The sequence below is a fragment of the Sediminibacterium sp. FW305-C-49 genome, assembly GCF_058231085.1.
In genome coordinates, this window is sequence record NZ_JBIQXS010000002.1 from 1420139 (window position 1) to 1438881 (window position 18743).

17 protein-coding genes are annotated in these 18743 nt (G+C 41.9%); 14 read left to right on the plus strand and 3 right to left on the minus strand.

Annotation, left to right across the window (positions count from 1 at the left end):
- Window positions 1-121: 121 nt before the first annotated feature.
- From ACH3Z1_RS13735 to ACH3Z1_RS13750, 4 genes are all read left to right on the plus strand, one after another.
- Entirely contained in the window at window positions 122-2278 is a 2157-nt protein-coding gene (locus tag ACH3Z1_RS13735; RefSeq protein ID WP_490822565.1) for a tetratricopeptide repeat-containing sensor histidine kinase, read from the plus strand.
- A gap of 9 nt (window positions 2279-2287) precedes the next feature.
- Window positions 2288-2881, plus strand: coding sequence for a response regulator (locus ACH3Z1_RS13740; RefSeq protein WP_490822566.1), 594 nt, complete (start codon window positions 2288-2290; stop codon window positions 2879-2881).
- A 147-nt stretch (window positions 2882-3028) separates the two neighbouring features.
- Window positions 3029-3364 (plus strand): hypothetical protein, encoded by a 336-nt coding sequence (locus ACH3Z1_RS13745; RefSeq protein WP_490822567.1) that lies wholly within the window; start codon window positions 3029-3031, stop codon window positions 3362-3364.
- Window positions 3365-3618: 254 nt separating this feature from the next.
- The gene (locus ACH3Z1_RS13750) at window positions 3619-4266 is read left to right on the plus strand and encodes a methyltransferase domain-containing protein (protein ID WP_490822568.1); all 648 of its coding nucleotides are present in this window, start codon (window positions 3619-3621) and stop codon (window positions 4264-4266) included.
- Between the two features lie 148 nt (window positions 4267-4414).
- On the opposite strand, the gene ACH3Z1_RS13755 is transcribed toward ACH3Z1_RS13750, so the two are convergent.
- The gene (locus tag ACH3Z1_RS13755; RefSeq protein ID WP_490822569.1) at window positions 4415-4915 is read right to left on the minus strand and encodes an Lrp/AsnC family transcriptional regulator; all 501 of its coding nucleotides are present in this window, start codon (window positions 4913-4915) and stop codon (window positions 4415-4417) included.
- A 118-nt stretch (window positions 4916-5033) separates the two neighbouring features.
- On the opposite strand from ACH3Z1_RS13755, the gene ahcY reads away from it, so the two are divergent.
- The 7 genes from ahcY to ACH3Z1_RS13790 all read left to right on the plus strand — a co-directional run bounded on the left by ahcY (window position 5034) and on the right by ACH3Z1_RS13790 (window position 13409).
- A complete protein-coding gene (gene ahcY / locus ACH3Z1_RS13760; protein ID WP_295204677.1) occupies window positions 5034-6359 on the plus strand; it encodes an adenosylhomocysteinase in 1326 nt (441 codons plus the stop codon).
- A gap of 231 nt (window positions 6360-6590) precedes the next feature.
- Complete coding sequence (locus ACH3Z1_RS13765; protein ID WP_490822570.1) at window positions 6591-8492, plus strand: beta-N-acetylhexosaminidase; 1902 nt, start codon at window positions 6591-6593, stop codon at window positions 8490-8492.
- A 446-nt stretch (window positions 8493-8938) separates the two neighbouring features.
- Complete coding sequence (locus ACH3Z1_RS13770; protein ID WP_490822571.1) at window positions 8939-9388, plus strand: hypothetical protein; 450 nt, start codon at window positions 8939-8941, stop codon at window positions 9386-9388.
- 155 nt (window positions 9389-9543) lie between these two features.
- The gene (locus ACH3Z1_RS13775) at window positions 9544-11391 is read left to right on the plus strand and encodes a hypothetical protein (RefSeq protein ID WP_490822572.1); all 1848 of its coding nucleotides are present in this window, start codon (window positions 9544-9546) and stop codon (window positions 11389-11391) included.
- Between the two features lie 87 nt (window positions 11392-11478).
- The gene (locus ACH3Z1_RS13780) at window positions 11479-12009 is read left to right on the plus strand and encodes a DUF2911 domain-containing protein (protein ID WP_490822573.1); all 531 of its coding nucleotides are present in this window, start codon (window positions 11479-11481) and stop codon (window positions 12007-12009) included.
- A 111-nt stretch (window positions 12010-12120) separates the two neighbouring features.
- Window positions 12121-12915 (plus strand): DUF2452 domain-containing protein, encoded by a 795-nt coding sequence (locus ACH3Z1_RS13785; protein ID WP_490822574.1) that lies wholly within the window; start codon window positions 12121-12123, stop codon window positions 12913-12915.
- Between the two features lie 32 nt (window positions 12916-12947).
- Window positions 12948-13409, plus strand: a complete 462-nt coding sequence (locus ACH3Z1_RS13790; protein WP_490822575.1) for a NanQ anomerase/TabA/YiaL family protein — start codon at window positions 12948-12950, stop codon at window positions 13407-13409.
- Window positions 13410-13412: 3 nt separating this feature from the next.
- Here ACH3Z1_RS13790 and ACH3Z1_RS13795 read toward each other — a convergent pair whose 3' ends face one another.
- Both ACH3Z1_RS13795 and ACH3Z1_RS13800 read right to left on the minus strand, forming a co-directional pair.
- On the minus strand, window positions 13413-13997 hold the full coding sequence (locus ACH3Z1_RS13795; RefSeq protein WP_490822576.1) for a peroxiredoxin-like family protein: 585 nt from the start codon (window positions 13995-13997) through the stop codon (window positions 13413-13415).
- Between the two features lie 73 nt (window positions 13998-14070).
- Window positions 14071-15915, minus strand: a complete 1845-nt coding sequence (locus tag ACH3Z1_RS13800) for a UbiD family decarboxylase (RefSeq protein WP_490822577.1) — start codon at window positions 15913-15915, stop codon at window positions 14071-14073.
- A 134-nt stretch (window positions 15916-16049) separates the two neighbouring features.
- Here ACH3Z1_RS13800 and ACH3Z1_RS13805 point away from each other — a divergent pair, with 134 nt between their 5' ends.
- The 3 genes from ACH3Z1_RS13805 (at window position 16050) to ACH3Z1_RS13815 (ending at window position 18732) form a co-directional block, all read left to right on the plus strand.
- Window positions 16050-16469, plus strand: coding sequence for a DUF1761 domain-containing protein (locus ACH3Z1_RS13805; protein ID WP_490822578.1), 420 nt, complete (start codon window positions 16050-16052; stop codon window positions 16467-16469).
- Between the two features lie 59 nt (window positions 16470-16528).
- Complete coding sequence (locus tag ACH3Z1_RS13810) at window positions 16529-17248, plus strand: pyridoxine 5'-phosphate synthase (RefSeq protein ID WP_490822579.1); 720 nt, start codon at window positions 16529-16531, stop codon at window positions 17246-17248.
- A gap of 77 nt (window positions 17249-17325) precedes the next feature.
- Window positions 17326-18732 carry an alpha-L-fucosidase gene (locus ACH3Z1_RS13815; RefSeq protein ID WP_490822580.1) on the plus strand — a complete coding sequence of 469 codons (1407 nt, stop codon included), beginning with the start codon at window positions 17326-17328 and terminating at the stop codon, window positions 18730-18732.
- Window positions 18733-18743 lie beyond the last annotated feature (11 nt).

An 18743-nucleotide genomic window follows, 5' to 3' on the forward strand; every position in this document is an offset into this window, starting at 1 on the left:
AGTTTTAATCTGTGTAATTCCTGATCCTACTGTTCTATTCAGGATACAAAAACTCTGTTAAACATCTGCTCGTAAATAGGAGGACTGCATTATATTACATCGTATTACGAAGATGATTCTCATGAGAAAACTGTTGTTGTTTTTCATATTCGTTAGTAGTTTAAAATCCCACGCACAGGTTCCCCGACCTGAGAATACCACTGCATTATATGAACAACTGAAAGCAGCCAAGGGAGAACAAAGGGCCACGCTGCTTTTACAGTTAGCCAGAATAGAATTCCCCAGACTACCCGATCAGTCCATGGCTTTCACTCAGGAAGCCCTCACCATTTACCGGCAGGAAAACAATGAAAACGGTCAGGCAGATGCCATGAATTCACTGGCGAATATGTATCGCAGAAAAAATAATTTTTCGCTGGCATATGAACTCGATTCAGTCAGCTATGTTCTATCGAAAAAAAATAATTACCTGAGGGGCATTGCAGGTGCATCACTCAACCTGGTACCCAATTATATGCGTTCGATGGAATACCAGAAAGCGCTTTCACTTGCCAATGAAGCCATTGACGCCGGAAAAAAAGCAGAACTGGATAGTCGTCTCATAATTGGTATCTATTTAACCCGTGGTAATATTTACATGCAAATGAAAGATGTGGATCGGGCTACGGATGATTATGAAACGGGTTATACGCTGGCTGAAAAAACAAATGATGACATAAGTAAACAAAGGGCACTGGCTGCCCTGTCGGCAGCATCACGAATGGCAGGCGATAAAGTGGCTTCACTCGACCAGATACTCAGGTCTATAAAAATGGCCGAAAGATTGCAGGACAAAACAGCGCTGGCCAATTTATACCTCTCCGCAGGCAACACATATACAACACTGAACAATACAGGCGAAAGTCTGCTGTATTATAAGAAAGCATTCGGGTTACAGCAATATATTTTACAGCCTGTTGTGAAGATGTCGGTACTCGGCAATATTGCCAGGTGTTTTATCAGGTTAAAAGAATATGATTCAGCAACAGCCTATACAACCGTACGTTTGAATATTGCTACTTCAGTAAAAGATTCTATGGCGATGGCCGCCACACATATTGATCTGGGTGACATAGCCACTGCCAAAGAAAATCATCGTCAGGCTATTGATTACTACCAGCGTGCATTGGCGACCTATGTATTCAAAAAGCAGGCACCAGAAATGACCAGGGTGTATAATGCACTTGCTTCAGCCCATCTCAAGATCAGACAATTTAAAAAGGCTGAAGACTATTTATTAAAAAGCTATGCACTACAGTCCAACGCTGTTGACAAAGGCTCAAAGCGTTATACCGATTATCTGCTAAGTAAAGTGTATGAAGAAACCGGTGAAATGGACAATGCCAGCCGGTTCCGGAATGAATACCTGGCGCTGGGTGGTGAAGCCATCAATGCAGAAACAGAACTGAAAATAAACAGGCTGCAATCCGATTATGAAATCAGCAAAAGGGAAGATGCACTGGCACTTGCCGCAAAGGAACAACAAGTAAAAGAATTACAGTTACAGAAAACCCGACTGAGGTTGTGGGGATCTGTTGGACTGATTGGCTTACTCGCCATCGTTGCTGTTATTCTGTACAGAAGCTATCGCCAGAAACTGAAAACTGCATTTGAACTGCAACAAAAAAATGAACGGATTGAAACGCTGATGCGAGAACTGCATCACCGGGTTAAAAACAACCTGCAGGTCATTGGCAGTGTGCTCAATTTACAGTCGCTCAAACTTACCGATACCAATGCCCGTTCTGCCATTGAAGAAGGTAAAGCAAGGGTGGAAGCCATGAGCCTGCTGCACCAGAAAATGTATATGGACGATAACCTGCGCGCCATTAATATCGAAGAATATATTACCTCCCTTACCCAAATGCTGGCGCATAGTTTCGGATACGATCAATCAATTGTTCAGACACGCATCCAGCTCAGTTCAAAAAATATGGATGTTGATCTCGCCACGCCACTTGCATTGATCATCAATGAGCTTATCACCAACGCATTCAAACATGCATTTCAACAGGTAGAGAAGCCGGTACTGACCATTGAACTGACCGAAGATAAAACCGATCAGAAAGTTTCACTAAAAGTGAGTGATAATGGGAAGGGTATTAACCTCTCTGCTGTTTCACCCTCGTCTTTTGGTTTAAAACTGATCCGTACCTTTGTACAGCAACTGGGCGCCACTATGGATATTTCCAATAATAAAGGGTCTGTGTTTAATATATCTTTCAATTATGCACAGTAGATCTATTTTATGACTGAAATAAAGATCCTGATAATAGAAGATGAACTGATCGTTGCAGAAAATATAGCTGCAGTGCTCGAAGAACAGGGTTACAGCATTGCTGGAATTGCCGACCGGTCTGCAACAGCTTTGTCGCTCTTCAAAGAAACCAAACCCCACCTGATTATTTGCGATATCCAGATCAAGGGGAAATTAAATGGTATTGAAACAGCTAAAGCCATTACTGCACTTGAACCTGTTCCCTTTTTATACCTGACGGCATATGCGGATGAAGCTACACTGTCGGAAGCCGCTACCACCGATTTTGAGGCCTATCTTTTAAAACCTTTTGTACCTGCCCAGTTAACGGTCGCCGTAAAACTGGCTTTAGAGCGGTTCTACACAAAACATACGCCTAAAGCTAAACTGGCACCGCCGGGTAAAAGAGAACTGGAAATTCTTGAATTGGTTGCATCCGGAAAAAGTTCGGGTGAAATAGCCGAAAAACTCTTCCTGAGTATACATACCGTAAATACCCATCGCAAAAACCTGATGAATAAATATGATGCGCAAAGCAGTGCAGAGCTTATTGCGCTTGCCATTAAACAAGGCTGGATTTCGTGAAACCTAATCCATCCCTATTCATTATCTCCCCTCCTTTCTCCCGAACACAACATTAAAATCTCCATAAAAGCTAAAAAAAGTTTGCAGGAAACAAAATTGATTATTTACTTTGCAATTCAAAGTACTTTTTAAGTAAAAAAGAAAAATATGTATCAATCTACTGAAATCAACCAAAAAGCCTATCCTGGCTCATTAGTTAAAAGAATGCTGCTTGGTGCTGGAATTGGCCTTGCACTCATCAGCTTCTTCCTTTTGAACGTAAAGAATCCAAACCCTGCATGGCCGGAATACTGGATGATCAGACCCCTCCTTATTGTACCGGCTGCTGTTGCCGGTGCTGGCCTGTGTTTTCATTTTCTTGACAAATACCGTTTTGAAAATGGCTGGAATAAAACCTTTATCACCGTGTTAGGTATAGTGGGACATATTGTTGCCCTGTGGATGGGAATGGTGCTGGGACTAGATGGTACTTTGTGGGATTAGGAGCTGCAAGCTACAAACTGCTGGCTACAAGTTCCAGGTTTTCTTTAACGCTCTGGTTAGACAAATACAGCAGCTTTCTGCTTCTCAAAGAAGTCCGGGTCAAAAGATTCTTAAAAGGAATTTTATCAACCGATGGGGCTGAGTTAAAAAACTTGTAGCTTGTAGCCAGCAGCTTCCCCCCTAAACTTTCCCATTTTTCTTCTTACAAACTGATTTATCTTGCCGCTTCTGTGTCTGATAAACAAACAGGACTCATGAAGATTGCAGATAATACCGATCAACACTCACTATCTACACGGTTCAGACGGAAAAGATTTGAATTTTTTCTTAGCCTGATCCGTCAGCTTCCCCGCCCATTGCATATTCTTGATATTGGCGGAACAGAAGCTTATTGGAATATGATGCAATTCGATGAACCTGGTGTTCACATCACATTACTTAATCTAAAAGCTGAACCTGTCTCAAATACACAAAGGTTTACCAGCATTGCCGGTAATGCCACACAGCTTGATGGTTTTGCAGACCATTCTGTAGATCTGGTTCATTCCAACTCAGTTATCGAACACCTGTTTACGTTTGAAGCCCAACAAAAAATGGCTGATGAAATACAACGGGTAGGTAAATCTTATTTCATACAAACACCTTATCGCTATTTTCCGATAGAACCACACTGGGTTTTCCCTTTTTTCCAGTTCCTGCCCCGATCTGTAAAAATTGCCCTTACCCGGCAGTTTTCATTAGGACATATCCCACGCGTACCAGACCCAGCCAACGCCGCCAGACAGGTAGATGAAGTTCGGCTGATGACCATTTCCGAATTAAAAAAATTATTCCCCGAAGCTTTATTGTATAAGGAGTTTTTTATGGGAATGGTGAAGTCGGTAGTGATGTATAAGCTTTGAGCCGCTAGCCCCTAGCTACTAGCTGCTAGCAGCAGGTTTTGACTAAACCAGATTTACTCTGCTTGGTAAAAAAGAGATATTATAAATTTAGTAACGCTTTGCACTCATACAAAAGCTGGAAGCTAGCAGCTAAAAGCTTGTAGCTCTCCTAGTACACCAATACATGCGTCTGCTTAATCACACCCATGACAAATACGCTTTGTACATGTCCGAGATTTTCGGCCTGGCTTAGTTTGTTGACGTGGAAATTATAGTAGTCATCCATATTCTCTGCTACCACTTTCAGCATAAAATCAAATTCACCTGAAATATTATAGCATTCAATCACTTCATGCATCTCCAGAATACTTTTGATAAAACGCTCGCCTGCATTCCGGTTATGTTGTTTGAGTGATACATAACAGATGACCATCAAACCCTTCTTTACTTTGGAATGATCGAGTAAAGTGGCATACTGTCGTATCACTCCCTGTTCCTCCATTCTTTTAATCCGTTCATGCACTGGGGTGGTGCTGAGCAATACCTTATCTGCTATTTCTTTCACCGTTGCACGGGCATTATGCTGCAGTACGCGGAGAATGGCCAGGTCTTTCTCATCCAGTTGTAAACTGATGGTAGTGGATTCGGCTGTGGGACGTGTTTTTGCCATCTTTTTTTGCTTATTTATGCTACAAAATAGCTATTTTATTAAACTTTATTCCAAAATAATTAAATATTTCAGAATATTCAGCTATCAATATAGATTTGCACTTCATAAAAACACTAAAATGTCAAATTTAACCTCTTCCATCGATTTCAGTTTGAAGTATAAGGTGGCCGATATCAGTCTGGCTGACTGGGGCCGTAAAGAAATTCGTCTTGCCGAAGCAGAAATGCCCGGTTTGATGTCGCTCCGTGCCGAATATGGTGCTTCTCAGCCCCTGAAAGGTGCGCGTATTGCCGGTTGTTTACACATGACTATCCAGACCGCCGTGTTAATTGAAACACTGGTTGCCCTCGGTGCTGAAGTGAAATGGAGCTCTTGTAATATCTTCTCTACACAGGATCAGGCTGCTGCGGCCATCGCTGCTGCCGGTATCGGCGTTTTCGCATGGAAGGGCCAGACACTGGAAGAAGCTGACTGGTGTATTGAACAAACTTTGTTCTTTGGTGGTGCCGATCGTCCATTGAACATGATCCTGGATGATGGTGGTGACCTTACCAATATTGTATTCGACAAATACCCTGAGCTGGTTCAGCATATCAAAGGTCTGTCTGAAGAAACCACTACCGGTGTTCACCGTTTGTATGAGCGTATGGCAAAAGGTACTTTACCTATTCCTGCTATCAATGTGAATGATTCTGTTACCAAATCTAAATTCGATAACAAATATGGTTGCCAGGAATCATTGGTGGATGCGATCCGTCGTGCTACCGATGTAATGATGGCTGGTAAAGTAGCCGTTGTTGGTGGCTATGGTGATGTGGGTAAAGGTTCTGCATTATCATTACGTGGTGCAGGCTGTCGTGTAATCGTTACTGAAATCGATCCGATCTGTGCTTTACAGGCTGCAATGGATGGTTTTGAAGTAAAGAAAATGATCGATGCGGTAAAAGAAGCTGATATCGTAGTAACTGCTTCAGGTTGTCGCGATCTGCTGACTGAAAAACATTTCCGTCTGATGAAAGACAAAGCGATCGTTTGTAATATCGGTCACTTTGATATTGAAATTGATATTGCCTGGTTGAATAATAATTATGGTCATACCAAAGATACCATCAAACCACAGGTTGATCTGTACAATATCGATGGTAAAGATGTGATCATTCTGGCAGAAGGTCGCCTGGTTAACCTGGGTTGTGCAACTGGTCACCCTTCATTCGTAATGAGTAACTCTTTCTCTAACCAGACTTTGGCCCAGATTGAATTGTGGACCAATTTCAAGAACTACGAGAACAAAGTGTACGTGTTACCTAAACACCTCGATGAAAAAGTAGCCCGTTTACACCTGGCGAAAGTAGGCGCTGAGCTGGATGAACTAACTGATGAGCAAGCCGATTACCTCGGTATCTCAAAAGTGGGTCCCTTCAAAGCAGACCACTATCGTTATTAATATTTTGTGTGATTTTATGAGAGCCCGGTATGTATGTACCGGGCTTTTTTGTGGGGGAAGTCCGCAAGTCGGGAGACCGAAAGTCTGAAAGCAGTCGTTTATATAACAGGATTTATTTTTCTACTCTGGTGTTACAGACTTTCGGTCTTTCGGACTCAAAAAAAACAACCTTGTCTTTTCTGAACAGCACTTACCGATTTATCTTATTTTTCAGTTCTAAATAGAAATCTGATGAGAAAGATATGGCTGATCCTGACCCTATTCTTTTTTTCCAACGCACTTAAGAGTGAAACAGCTACACGTTTAACTGCTATCATTCCGCAGCCGGTTTCACTAAAAGCCGAAGCAGGTTTTTTCAAATTAAAAAATGGCATGTCTATAGCGGCACTCGGTGAAGCAAACGCTGTAATGCAACATCTGATTACATCGTTGTCGCTCCCAACAGGATATACATTTCGCCAGATCGGTAAACAGGGCGACATTACAATACAGTTTCTGCCCAAAAGAGATCATGCATTGGGAGATGAAGGTTACTATCTGAAAGTTTCACCATCAGGTATCAACATCAGTGCCAATACACAGGCCGGACTTTTTTACGGTGTACAAACACTTTTGCAGATCTTTCCAAAAGAAATAAATGCAAAAAAACTTGTTACAACATCGGTTGATTGGTTAGTACCGTCTGTTTCCATTATGGACAAACCCCGCTTTGGGTGGAGAGGATTAATGTTTGATGTAAGCCGTCATTTCTTTACCAAACAGGAAGTAAAACAGTTTATTGATGAAATGGTGCGGTATAAATTCAACCTCTTACATCTTCACTTAACAGATGACCAGGGATGGAGAATACAGATCAAATCATTACCCCAGCTTACCGATATAGGCGCCTGGAGACCTGTTCGCGAAGGTAAATGGGCCAACACACCTGACCCTTCACCGGATGAACCTAAAACGTATGGAGGCTTTTATACACATGAAGATATCCGTGAGCTCGTGCAGTATGCCAAAGACCGTTTTGTGAATATTCTGCCGGAAATAGATATTCCTGGCCATAGTATGGCCATGCTGGCTTCTTTTCCCGATTTATCGGCCACACCCGGTACCAAATATTGGGTAAATGCCGGTGAAAAATTTATGGAATGGCCGGCAGGAGCACATTTCTATGCTTTAAAAGACAATAACCTCTCCCCTGCCAATGAAAAAGTGTACCAGGTATTGGATAAGGTCTTTACTGAAGTAGCACAACTTTTCCCTTTTGAATACATTCATATGGGGGGTGATGAAACAGCCAAGAATTTCTGGGAAAAAAGTGAGGAGATCAAAGCGCTGATGAAAAGAGAGAACCTGAAAGACATGGATGCGGTACAAAGCTATTTTGTAAAGCGGGTGGAGAAAATCATCAGCTCCAAAGGCAAAAAAATGATGGGTTGGGATGAAATACTGGAGGGTGGATTGGCGCCGGGTGCCTCTGTCATGAGCTGGAGGGGTATGAAAGGTGGTATTGCTGCGGCAAAAGCCAATCATACAGTAGTGATGTCGCCCACAGATTTCGCCTATCTGGACTATTATCAGGGTGAAAAAACGATGGAGCCGCCTGTATATGCGGGTTTGAGACTCCAGAAAACATATCAGTTCGACCCTTTGCCAGATAGTATTGATCAGAAATTCATACTGGGCGGACAGGGCAATCTTTGGACTGAGCAGATTCAAAATTTCAGGGCCGTACAATATATGTTATGGCCCAGGGCATTGGCCATTGCTGAATCGGTATGGTCGCCCAAAGCGCATAAAAACTGGCCTGATTTCATCGACCGGGTGGAACAACATTTTGAACGGATGAATTTTGCCAAAATCAGGTACAGTACTGCCATGTACGACCCCATTATTTCAGCACAGACTGATGGGAAAGGCAATCTGATCCTCGTGGTTGACAAAGAAATACCGGATATGGCTGTTCATTTCTCCATCGATGAAAGCAATCCAGACTACACATACCACCAATACCAGGCTCCTTTTACCCTGCCCAAAGACGTAGCCAATGTTAAGTTCGTCTGCTACAAAAACGGAAAACAGGTTGGGCGGCAGATTAATATTTCGGTGGAGGAGCTTAGGAAGAGAGCGCCGAGGAAGTAAGAAAACAAGCTGCGAGCTACGAGCTGTTAGCTTCTAGCTGATTGTACCAGTGTAGACATATATATGCTTAGTAAGGCATGAAATTATTTTTATGCCTTACGCTGAACACCCTGCTGGTAGCTAGAAGCTCGTAGCTCGCAGCTTTTCTCGCCGACTCTCCTGCCGTTCATCCTAAACCGTACATTTGGTTTCTGCTACTCATCACAGTAAGACGGCCTTTAATATTTCTTTAAGAATTCCCCTGAAACCCTTTACAGTAAAGGGTTTGATAGCCATGTTAACACTGCTTAACATTGGCATTAACACCACTCATAATATCACCCATCCTACGCTTGTAACTAATCACAATTCCCTTCGTCTATATATCACTCGGTTCTACTTTTGACTTGTCAATTCAATCAAAGGAAAAACGACAAACTAATTATAAACACATTAATAAGAAGAAAATGAAAAAGTTATTTATCCTCACTTTAGCCGTGATTGCCCTTGGAACCAGCGCTTTTGCTGATACCAACAAAAAAACAAGTTATAATGGCGCGGGCCATTTCAAATCAACTTTCACTGCAGCCAAAGAAATAAGCTGGAGCGCAGATGCCAATTTCGAAAAAGTAAGCTTTTTGGAAAACGGTATCAAGAAAGAGGTATTCTATACCCACCAGGGTGAACTGATTGGTTCTGCAAAGACTTTTGCTTTTGACAAATTGCCAAAATCTGCCCTGCAGACCATCACTACCAAATACACTTATCCTGAATTTCAACTGGAAGATGTTATCCAGTTTGAAAATGCAGATGGCGACAGCAGCTATTTTGTTTCTATGGATAACGCCAGCATGAAGATCGTTTTAGAGATTTCAGCTTACGGTCAGGTAACTGTATTCTCTAAAGAAGCCAAATAAAACAGCCCTTAGCATTGATTCGATATAACCCGGCCCGTAAGCCGGGTTTTTTGTGTTCGTTATAAGCTTTTAACATTTATGTCTTAACTAAGACTGATTCCTTAACTTCCCGGAGATTATTACCAAATGAAAACGGGATCCGTTAAGGAATGTTTGTGCGTACTATTTTATATCGTTTGTTATTGATTGCCTGCTGGTTTACCTGTTTTTATCCATGTTTTTCGCAAAACAGGCTTCAGGAAGATACTGTTTTCTTTCTCGCACATAAAAAGGGGTTGCTTGGAAAGTTGGGTCGTGCTGTTTCTATCCGGGGTCAGGAAGACATCATCACCGAAAATAAGGGCGCTATTAAAAACGAAACTGTTTTCCAGCCATACCGGGGTAAAATCATTCGCCAAATCAGGGTAGAAAAACTGTCTTTTGATAATTCAGTAAATGATACTTCCCGCTCGGGCAGAAGACTGATGAACAATATCAGCGACGCTATTTATACAGGTACTACTAATAAGACCATTCTACGCAATCTTTTCTTTGTAACAGGCGATACGCTTTATCCATACCTGATGGCCGATAATGAAAGATTCCTGCGTGAACTGTCTTATCTCCAGGATGCCAAAATTGTAGTTTCGGCTGTGAAAGATGACCCCGATGCAGTTGATGTAGTTATCAGATGGAAAGACCTCTTCCCCATTGGCGGTAGTGCCGAAATTGGTTCAGCTACCAGTATGAGTCTTGAGCTGAACAATGATAATTTATTTGGCTCCGGAGACCGTATCCAGTTCAGGGGCTTATACGACATGGATCGCAAACCCGATTTTGGTTCCGGCATCGAATACATCAAACGAAATGTGGGCGGCAGTTTTCTTAACCTTGCCTTTGGCTTCCAGACACAGGCTCCTGCTTTCAATAGCGGAAGAAGAGAAGAAAAAGCATTGTATGTTCGTGGCGAATTGCCATTGGTGAGCCCTTACCATCAATGGACCGGCGGCTTTGAAGTGGGTAAACATTTCACCAACAACAGTTACCTCACCGACTCTTTATACAAAGCAGGATTCAAATACAATTATCGTTTACTGGATGGATGGCTTGCATTCAATATTGGCGCCAGAAAACAACTGAAACAAAACCTTACTTCAAGGTTGAAAAAATTTGTAGGTATAAGAGGCCTACAAAGATTATTCAACGATATACCCGATCAGTTCAAAACCACTTACAACTATTATTATTCAAATGTAGAAGCTGTTCTGGGTAGCTTTACTTTATTTGAGCAGGATTATTATCACACCAACTTCCTATATGGCTTTGGGAGAAACGAAGACGTACCAGAAGGTTTTAGCTTATCGCTGCTTGGTGGTTGGGTTCGCAGGAATAACATAGAGAGGCCTTATATTGGATTCGATTACCAGCGCGAATACTTCTCAGACAATAAGAACTATGTCAATTATACCATCCGCTTTGGAACCTATTTTAATAAGGAGCAGTTTGAAGATATCAGTGGTTTAACAAGTGTAGAATACTTTACACGTTTGCGTAAAATCAGCGGTAGCAATTGGTTCAGCAGGCATTTTTTTAGTGGCAGTGTTACACAGCAGATAAGAACTGTTTTAAATGAACCGCTCAGACTTACCAGCATTTTCGGCATTCCCGAGTTAAACACAAACCTGGTACGGGCCTCTACCCGCATAAGTGCTAATGGCGAATCGGTTTTTTACAATACAACCAAAACCTTTGGCTTTAGCTTTGCCCCTTTTGTATTTACCAATATCACTTACCTGAAAACCATCGGTGAGAATTTTGACAAAGGAGATATTTACACTTCTTTGGGAGCCGGTGTTCGTACCAGAAACGAGAACCTTGTTTTTGGTACCATGGAGCTTAAACTTTATTATTATCCAAGGACAACGGGAAGAATGACCCCCTGGAATCTCACGTTCAATACCGGTCTCCGGTTCAAGTACAATAGCCAGTTATTACGCAAGCCCGATTTCATACAGGTTAACTAACTGATTTTAACAGACCAATCATCATAAAGCCATACGACAGATCAACCTTTTCCAGTAATTTTCGTTTATAAAAAAAACAAGTATATCATGAAGAAGTTATTCTCTCTTTCAATCCTGATGGGATTGATGTTTACCAGCATCAGTGCTTGTGCCCAGGGCGGCGGCGATCCATCTAAAAGACCAAGTCCTCCGGCCAAAGCCACAGAAACCATTGCAAGTGGCGCTACTATTACGATCGATTACAGTTCACCTTCACTCAAGGGACGTACCATTGGTAAGGATGTAGAACCTAAAAAAGGAGAAGTATGGCGCGCAGGTGCCAATGATGCTACTGTATTTGAAGTAAGCAAAGATGTAACCATTGAAGGAAAAACATTACCTGCCGGTAAATACGCCTTTTTTACACTCGATAATGGCAATGATTACACCCTTATTTTCAACAAAACTTCCAAACAGTGGGGTGCCTATTCATATAAACAAGCCGATGATGCCCTGCGTGTAAACGTTAAGCCGGGTAAATCAGATACCTCAGTAGAAAAACTGACTTATACCATCAGTAAAGCCGGTGTTGTTTCGCTGACCTGGGGCACACTGAAAGTTGATTTTACTGTAAAATAATTGCAAACCGATTTTGGCCGCGGATTCGCAGATAATAGCGAATCTGCGGCTTTTTTATTTCTATTCAGCTAAAATGCAGAACCTTTGTAACAGCTATCTGTATATATAAGAATGGTACAAGCATATAATTTTCTGGCAAGCTGGCAATTGTTTCCCGAGAAATGCGATTTTCAATCGGGTATTCCTCCCAAAAGTGGCAACTATAAAATTGAATCCATTGAGAATGGTCATGCACTTGGCATCAGCATCAACTGGGTGTCGATGGACAATGAAGCGTATTATACCCAGTATAAAATTATTCCTGATGGAACAATCAGGGATTTTGACAATACAGAACTGGCCGATACAGCGGAAGCTACTATCATCAACTCCTCTACCCTCCTTTTTCGATTTTTTAAAAGTGAGCAGACCATACTGGAAGTAAAACATGAAATCTTGCCCAATGGTTATCTCCGACTAACACAACAGGGTACTGATAGTTCAGGAAAAGCTTTTGTGAACATAGAGATTTATCATAAGCAACTGAGTGTATTACCTTACGCTTCTTCTGTAGCAGGTGTAGCCATTCGTCCAACAAAGGAAGGTGTTATCAAACACAAAGCTTTGTCGGCCATGGAAGACCAGACCAATATGCAACTGGATCAGATAAGACAGCAGATTGAATTACTAGCACGCCAGGCACAGGAAATCAGGAAAAGAAAAGAACTGAGTATGATGATCTATGAAGCCAAACTCAATTTCAAGCCACAGATCGGCCATGTTTATCACCTGTATGAAAAACATGATGGCCAGCATATTCTTTCACTTGTATCACCACAGGAATGGGGCAGTTCAGGGCCTTTCAGACAATTTGTTTCATCGGTACGTCTGCTGGCCGATCATACATGGGTAGAAATAAATAACTAGCACCCCATTTATCAAGTAAACAAGACATAAGTATGGTTATAGATCATTTACAACATGCTGCCAAGTATTACCATTTAGGCACAGGCATTGAAAAAGCACTTCGCTTTTTACAGGAGAACGACTTGTTGTCGTTGGAGAATGGCAAACACCCTATCATTGAAGACCAGGTTTTTGCAATGGTACAGGAGTATGAGACAAAAGACCCGGCGCTCGAAAAGCTTGAGTCGCACAAGAAATTTATTGATGTACAATATGTAGTCAAAGGTGCCGAAAGAATGGGGCATGCATTGTTGGCAACACAAACCCCATCCCGCGCCTACAATCCGGAAGATGATTATATGTTATTTGATGAAAAACCTGCCTTTTTTTCATTGATAAAAGAAGGCATGTTCACCATATTTTATCCCACCGATTTACATATGCCCTGTATTCAGGACCATGAAGCATCATGGGTAAAAAAGATTGTGATAAAAGTGAGCGTTGATCTGGACTGATCATCAGAGATAAGATACCAGTTCTTTCACAGATGCTCTTTTTCTGTAATCGGGATTGAAGAATACGTATTTAATTTTACCGTTTTTTCCGATCACATAAGTGGCAGGCACGGGAAGATTGGCTCCGTTTACTCCGTTGGCTGTATTAAAATCAATTCCAAAATTTTTGTACCGGTCGATGGTTGCCTGCGGAACAGCAAAATTTACCTGGTAATCTTTCATGATTTTCATTTGCACATCGCTGATCACAGGGAATGATGCTTTGGTTTTTTCAATGGTCTTCGTTACATTTTCCTGTATCTCCGGTGAAATGGCTACTACAGTAGCACCTTTCCCGGTAATCAGTGAAAGCGAATCATTCATCTGACTCATCTGCTTATTACAGTAAGGACACCATTGTCCACGGTAAAACATCAACACAACATCACCTTTACTTAAGGCAGCTTCCAGAGAAAAAGATTTTCCTGTATGATCGGTTGCTGTAAACAGCGGAGCTGTATCTCCTACTTTTAAACCCTTGGGCTCAGTTGTTTGCGCAACGCTGAATAATGAAAATAAAATGGCTACAATGGCTGATACATATTTCATGGTTCTTTTTGGGGGTATGGACGGAACTGATAGATTGACCTTACAGTAAGATAGATTTTTTTATCCAGCTACATTACTTGCCCTTAACACCATAAAGGCTGCCTCCTTTTTCAAATAGCCTGTCTACTTTTTTCTCGATAGCAGGATCTTTTACCACAGGCGGTGCATGGTGAGGTTTAATTCTAGCATCAACAATCATTGGTCCGGTACAACCCCAATGTTTATGTTCCGTAAATGCACTTACACCATGTATATCATGAGAAGGGTTACAACGGGTATAAGTGACCCATAAATAATTATTGAGTGTTGCAGCAGTAAATGCCGCATCATCACACACAACAATCTGCACCAACCCATTCAAATCGTTTTGCACCTGTTTTAAAGCTTCATCCAGTATTGCTATTTCTTTTGTTGCTGAAGCAGGATCCGTATAAGCATTCATTTGCAAACAGATAACACCTGGCATTGCCATAAATGCCGGACCAAATGAATTCCGTTCATTAAATACCGATGGAATTTCGGTAGCGAGTGTTCGCTTCACATCACCATAAGCAGCTATGACTACTTTACTTCCCGTATTCAATCCCGTACCTGAATAATCCAGTGTATCAATCGTTGTATTGGTATGAAAATGAATATCACGGGTCAGGTCCACTCTCTCAAACACATATGTAAGAAATGATTGCACATGGTGCGTGGTCAGTTGCTGTGTATCATCAGCCGTAATAAATAAAAATTTGGCCAGACTTAGCTGTCCAGTACCGAGTATATGATTGGCGATGGTTAATATTTCGGCAGGTTGCTTGGTCGGCAAGTAGGGTGTATACCGTTCACTTCCGATAGCAAGTAATAAAGGGTGTACTCCCGCTGCATCAACCGCATGTACTTCTTTTACACCGGGTATTTCCTGTGGTATGGCATCGCCTGTAATTTCATGTATCAATTGTCCGAAACTGGTATCTTCCTGCGGAGGCCTGCCTACCACTGTAAATGGCCAGATGGCATTTTTTCGCGCATACACTTTGTGAACACGCATCAGTGGAAACGGGTGCTTCAGACTATAGTATCCAAGATGATCGCCAAAAGGACCTTCCGGTTTATTTTCACCCGGATACACTTCTCCGGTAATCACAAAATCAGCATCGGTGCTGATGCAAAACCCGTCGCGGTAAGTATACCTGAACCTTCTGCCTCCCAGCACGCCTGCAAATGTCATTTCGCTGATCCCTTCCGGCAAGGGCATCACTGCCGATACGGTATGCGATGGTGGTCCACCTACAAAACAACTCACTTTTAAGGGCAGCCCTTTCCGGTTGGCTTTGGTCTGATGAACACCTATACCACGATGTAACTGATAATGTAAACCAATTTCACGATCGGTTGCGTAATCGTTCCCGTTTAACTGGATACGATACATACCCAGATTGGATTTCATGATACCTGGCTGATCCACATCCTCCGTGTATACCTGTGGCAAAGTAACAAATGCCCCACCATCCATAGGCCAGTGATGAATCAATGGCAGATCACTGATCCTGATTTCTTCAAACAAAACAGGTTTGTTAAATGGGTTTTTCAGTGGAAGTGCTTTCAATGCCGCTAACCCGGTTCCAATATTTTGAATGGGATGTTTAATCGCTTTGATGGGGTCGCCTTTCAGCTCGATCAGTTTTTGTACCAATGCCAGTGTTTCCCGGAAAATAAAACGACTCCGGTCCAGTGTTCCGAATATATTCGATGCTGCCCTGAAACCTGAGCCTTTTACATGCTCAAACAACAAAGCCGGGCCTCCCATTTCATATACACGTAAATGGATAGCAGCCATCTCAAGATAGGGATCCACTTCTTCTTTTATACGTATCAACTGCCCATTCTTTTCCAGGTCAGTTAAACAAGATTCGAGAGATGAATATGCCATAATGATAAAACACTAATCGGTAAAAATTGTTGCAAAGGCTTATATATATGCAAAATACACTATTGCCGGCATCCTGTTGATGCTTTGAATTTTATTTACGATCTTGTTTTATTCTAAACCCAAAACAACCTGCCATGCTTCATCATTTTACCGACCATGTTAACTGGTTATCATTGTTCCTCGGATCACTTGGCTATTTTATGCTTGGTGCCATCTGGTATGGACCCATTTTCTCCAAAGCCTGGGTACGCTTATCCGGTATTAATATGGAAGATCCCAATATGAAAAAAGGGGTAGCTGCTACCATGATCAGCAGTTTTCTTTTTATGGTATTAAGCTGTATCGGTCTTACCATTTTCAGACAACTGGTTCCCATGAACAGTTATGCAGATGCATTTCACCTTGCCGTACTCATTGGCATCTGTTTCAGCACACCTGCCATTAGTATTGGCTATCTGTACAATAAAAAGCCCTTAGGTTTATATTTTATTGATTGTGGTTACCACCTGCTGGGTCTGGTTGCTGCCAGTATGATCATGCAATACTTCGGGTAAGTTATGGAATCAGAAGTCGGGACATCCGGAAAATCCCGACTTCTGATTAACTTTACCGCATGACGAAGCTCAGTGTAAACATCAACAAGTTTGCCACACTCAGAAACAGCCGGGGTGGTGATAATCCGAATGTGTTGAAAGCGGCTGTTGATGCAGAGAAATTTGGTGCCGATGGCGTTACGGTTCATCCACGCCCGGATGAAAGACATATACGTTACGATGATACACGAGCCATCCGGAAAATCATTACTACCGAATTCAATATTGAAGGCAATCCCACCGAACAGAAATTTGTTGATCTTGTACTCGAAACAAAACCTCACCAGGTAACACTGGTTCCTGATGCACTCGGACAACTTACCAGTGATCATGGATGGAACACCAGGGAGCATAAAGATTACCTTATTCATATGATCGGTATTTTCAAAAAAGCAGGTATCCGCGTATCCATTTTTGTTGATCCAGTGATTGAAATGGTTGAAGGTGCGGCCTTAACAGGCACCGACCGTATTGAACTGTACACAGAAGGATATGCTAAGTTATTTGCAGAAGGTAAAGCTGCTGAAGCGGTTGCACCTTATGTAAGAGCAGCGGCTAAGGCAAAAGAATTAGGATTGGGTATCAATGCAGGTCACGATCTTGATCTAACCAATCTCAAATACCTGAAACAACATATCCCCTATCTCGATGAAGTGAGTATTGGTCATGCGCTGGTTTGTGATGCTATCTATCTCGGGTATGAGAATACGATTCAAATGTATAAACGTCAGTTAGCATAATTTTCTTTACCCCGGATTGAAATCCGGGGCAAAGAAATGAACCTGATGCTTTACTGATTTCTATTTAAACTATGCCTGTGAAAAAAATTATCATTGCCCTATCCCTTCTACTATCCTACCAATCCAAATCCCAGAAGATACAACCCGTTTATCCCGTTCCCAGCAAACAACAACTGGCATGGCACGAAAAGGAGTTTTATCTCTTTATTCATTTTGGCCCCAACACTTTTACGGATAAAGAATGGGGTGAAGGTGATGAAAGACCAGACATCTTCAATCCAACGTCATTGGATTGCCGTCAATGGGCCCGTATTGCAAAACAGTCTGGCGCCAAAGGCATTATTCTGACCGCTAAACACCACGATGGTTTCTCTTTATGGCCCAGTCAATACAGTACACATACGGTTAGGGAAAGTAAATGGATGAATGGAAAAGGCAATGTGGTAAAAGCATTATCAGAAGCCTGCAAAAAAGAAGGCATTGAAATGGGTGTGTATTTATCTCCCTGGGACAGGAATCATCCCAAATATGGCACAGCAGCGTACAATGATATTTATATCGCCACCATGAAAGAGCTGATCCAGCAATATGGTCCATTTTTTGAATTCTGGTGGGATGGTGCCAATGGTGAAGGCCCAAATGGAAAAAAACAGGTGTATGATTTTAAGCGATTTGAGGAAGCAGTGTTTAAGCTACAACCCAACATGATCATCTTTAGTGATATTGGTCCGAGCATTCGCTGGTGTGGAAATGAAAAAGGTTTTATTGGCAATACCAACTGGAACCTGTTGGATACAGCGGGTTTTGCAAGAGGATTAGGTGCCCCGCATGTAGACACTTTAAACCAGGGAAATGTGAATGGTAAACACTGGATACCGGCTGAAGCAGATGTATCGATCAGACCGGGATGGTTTTATCACAAAGAAGAAGATGATAAAGTAAAAACCGCTGAAACCTTATTCAATATCTACTTACGATCTGTTGGCAATGGAGGTAATTTATTATTGAATGTACCTCCCGACAGAAGAGGGCTGTTCCATCCGACTGATTCTGCTGCGCTCATGGGTTTTGCCAAATTAAGGGCGGAAGCATTTCGTAACGATCTGTTTAATCACGCAGTGATTACAACCAATGATCAACAACAAAACTTATCCAACCTTACCGATAAAAATATCCGCACATACTGGGCGGCTAAGTCGGGGAAAGATGTGCAATTAACTTTCAGCATTCGTGGCGAACAAACATTAAATGCACTGAGCCTGGAAGAAATGATTGATTACGGACAAAGGGTCATTTCTTTCAGTATTGAATACTGGAACAATGGGCAGTTTGAAAAAATATACAGTGGCACTACCATCGGCAGAAAAAAAATTGCCAGTTTTGCTACCATCAAAACCAATCGTATTCGTGTTACGATACATGAAGTAAAAGCACCGGTAGTACTTAGATCTGTAAGCGCTTATCATATCAAATCCATACCCTAATGCCTTTTCAG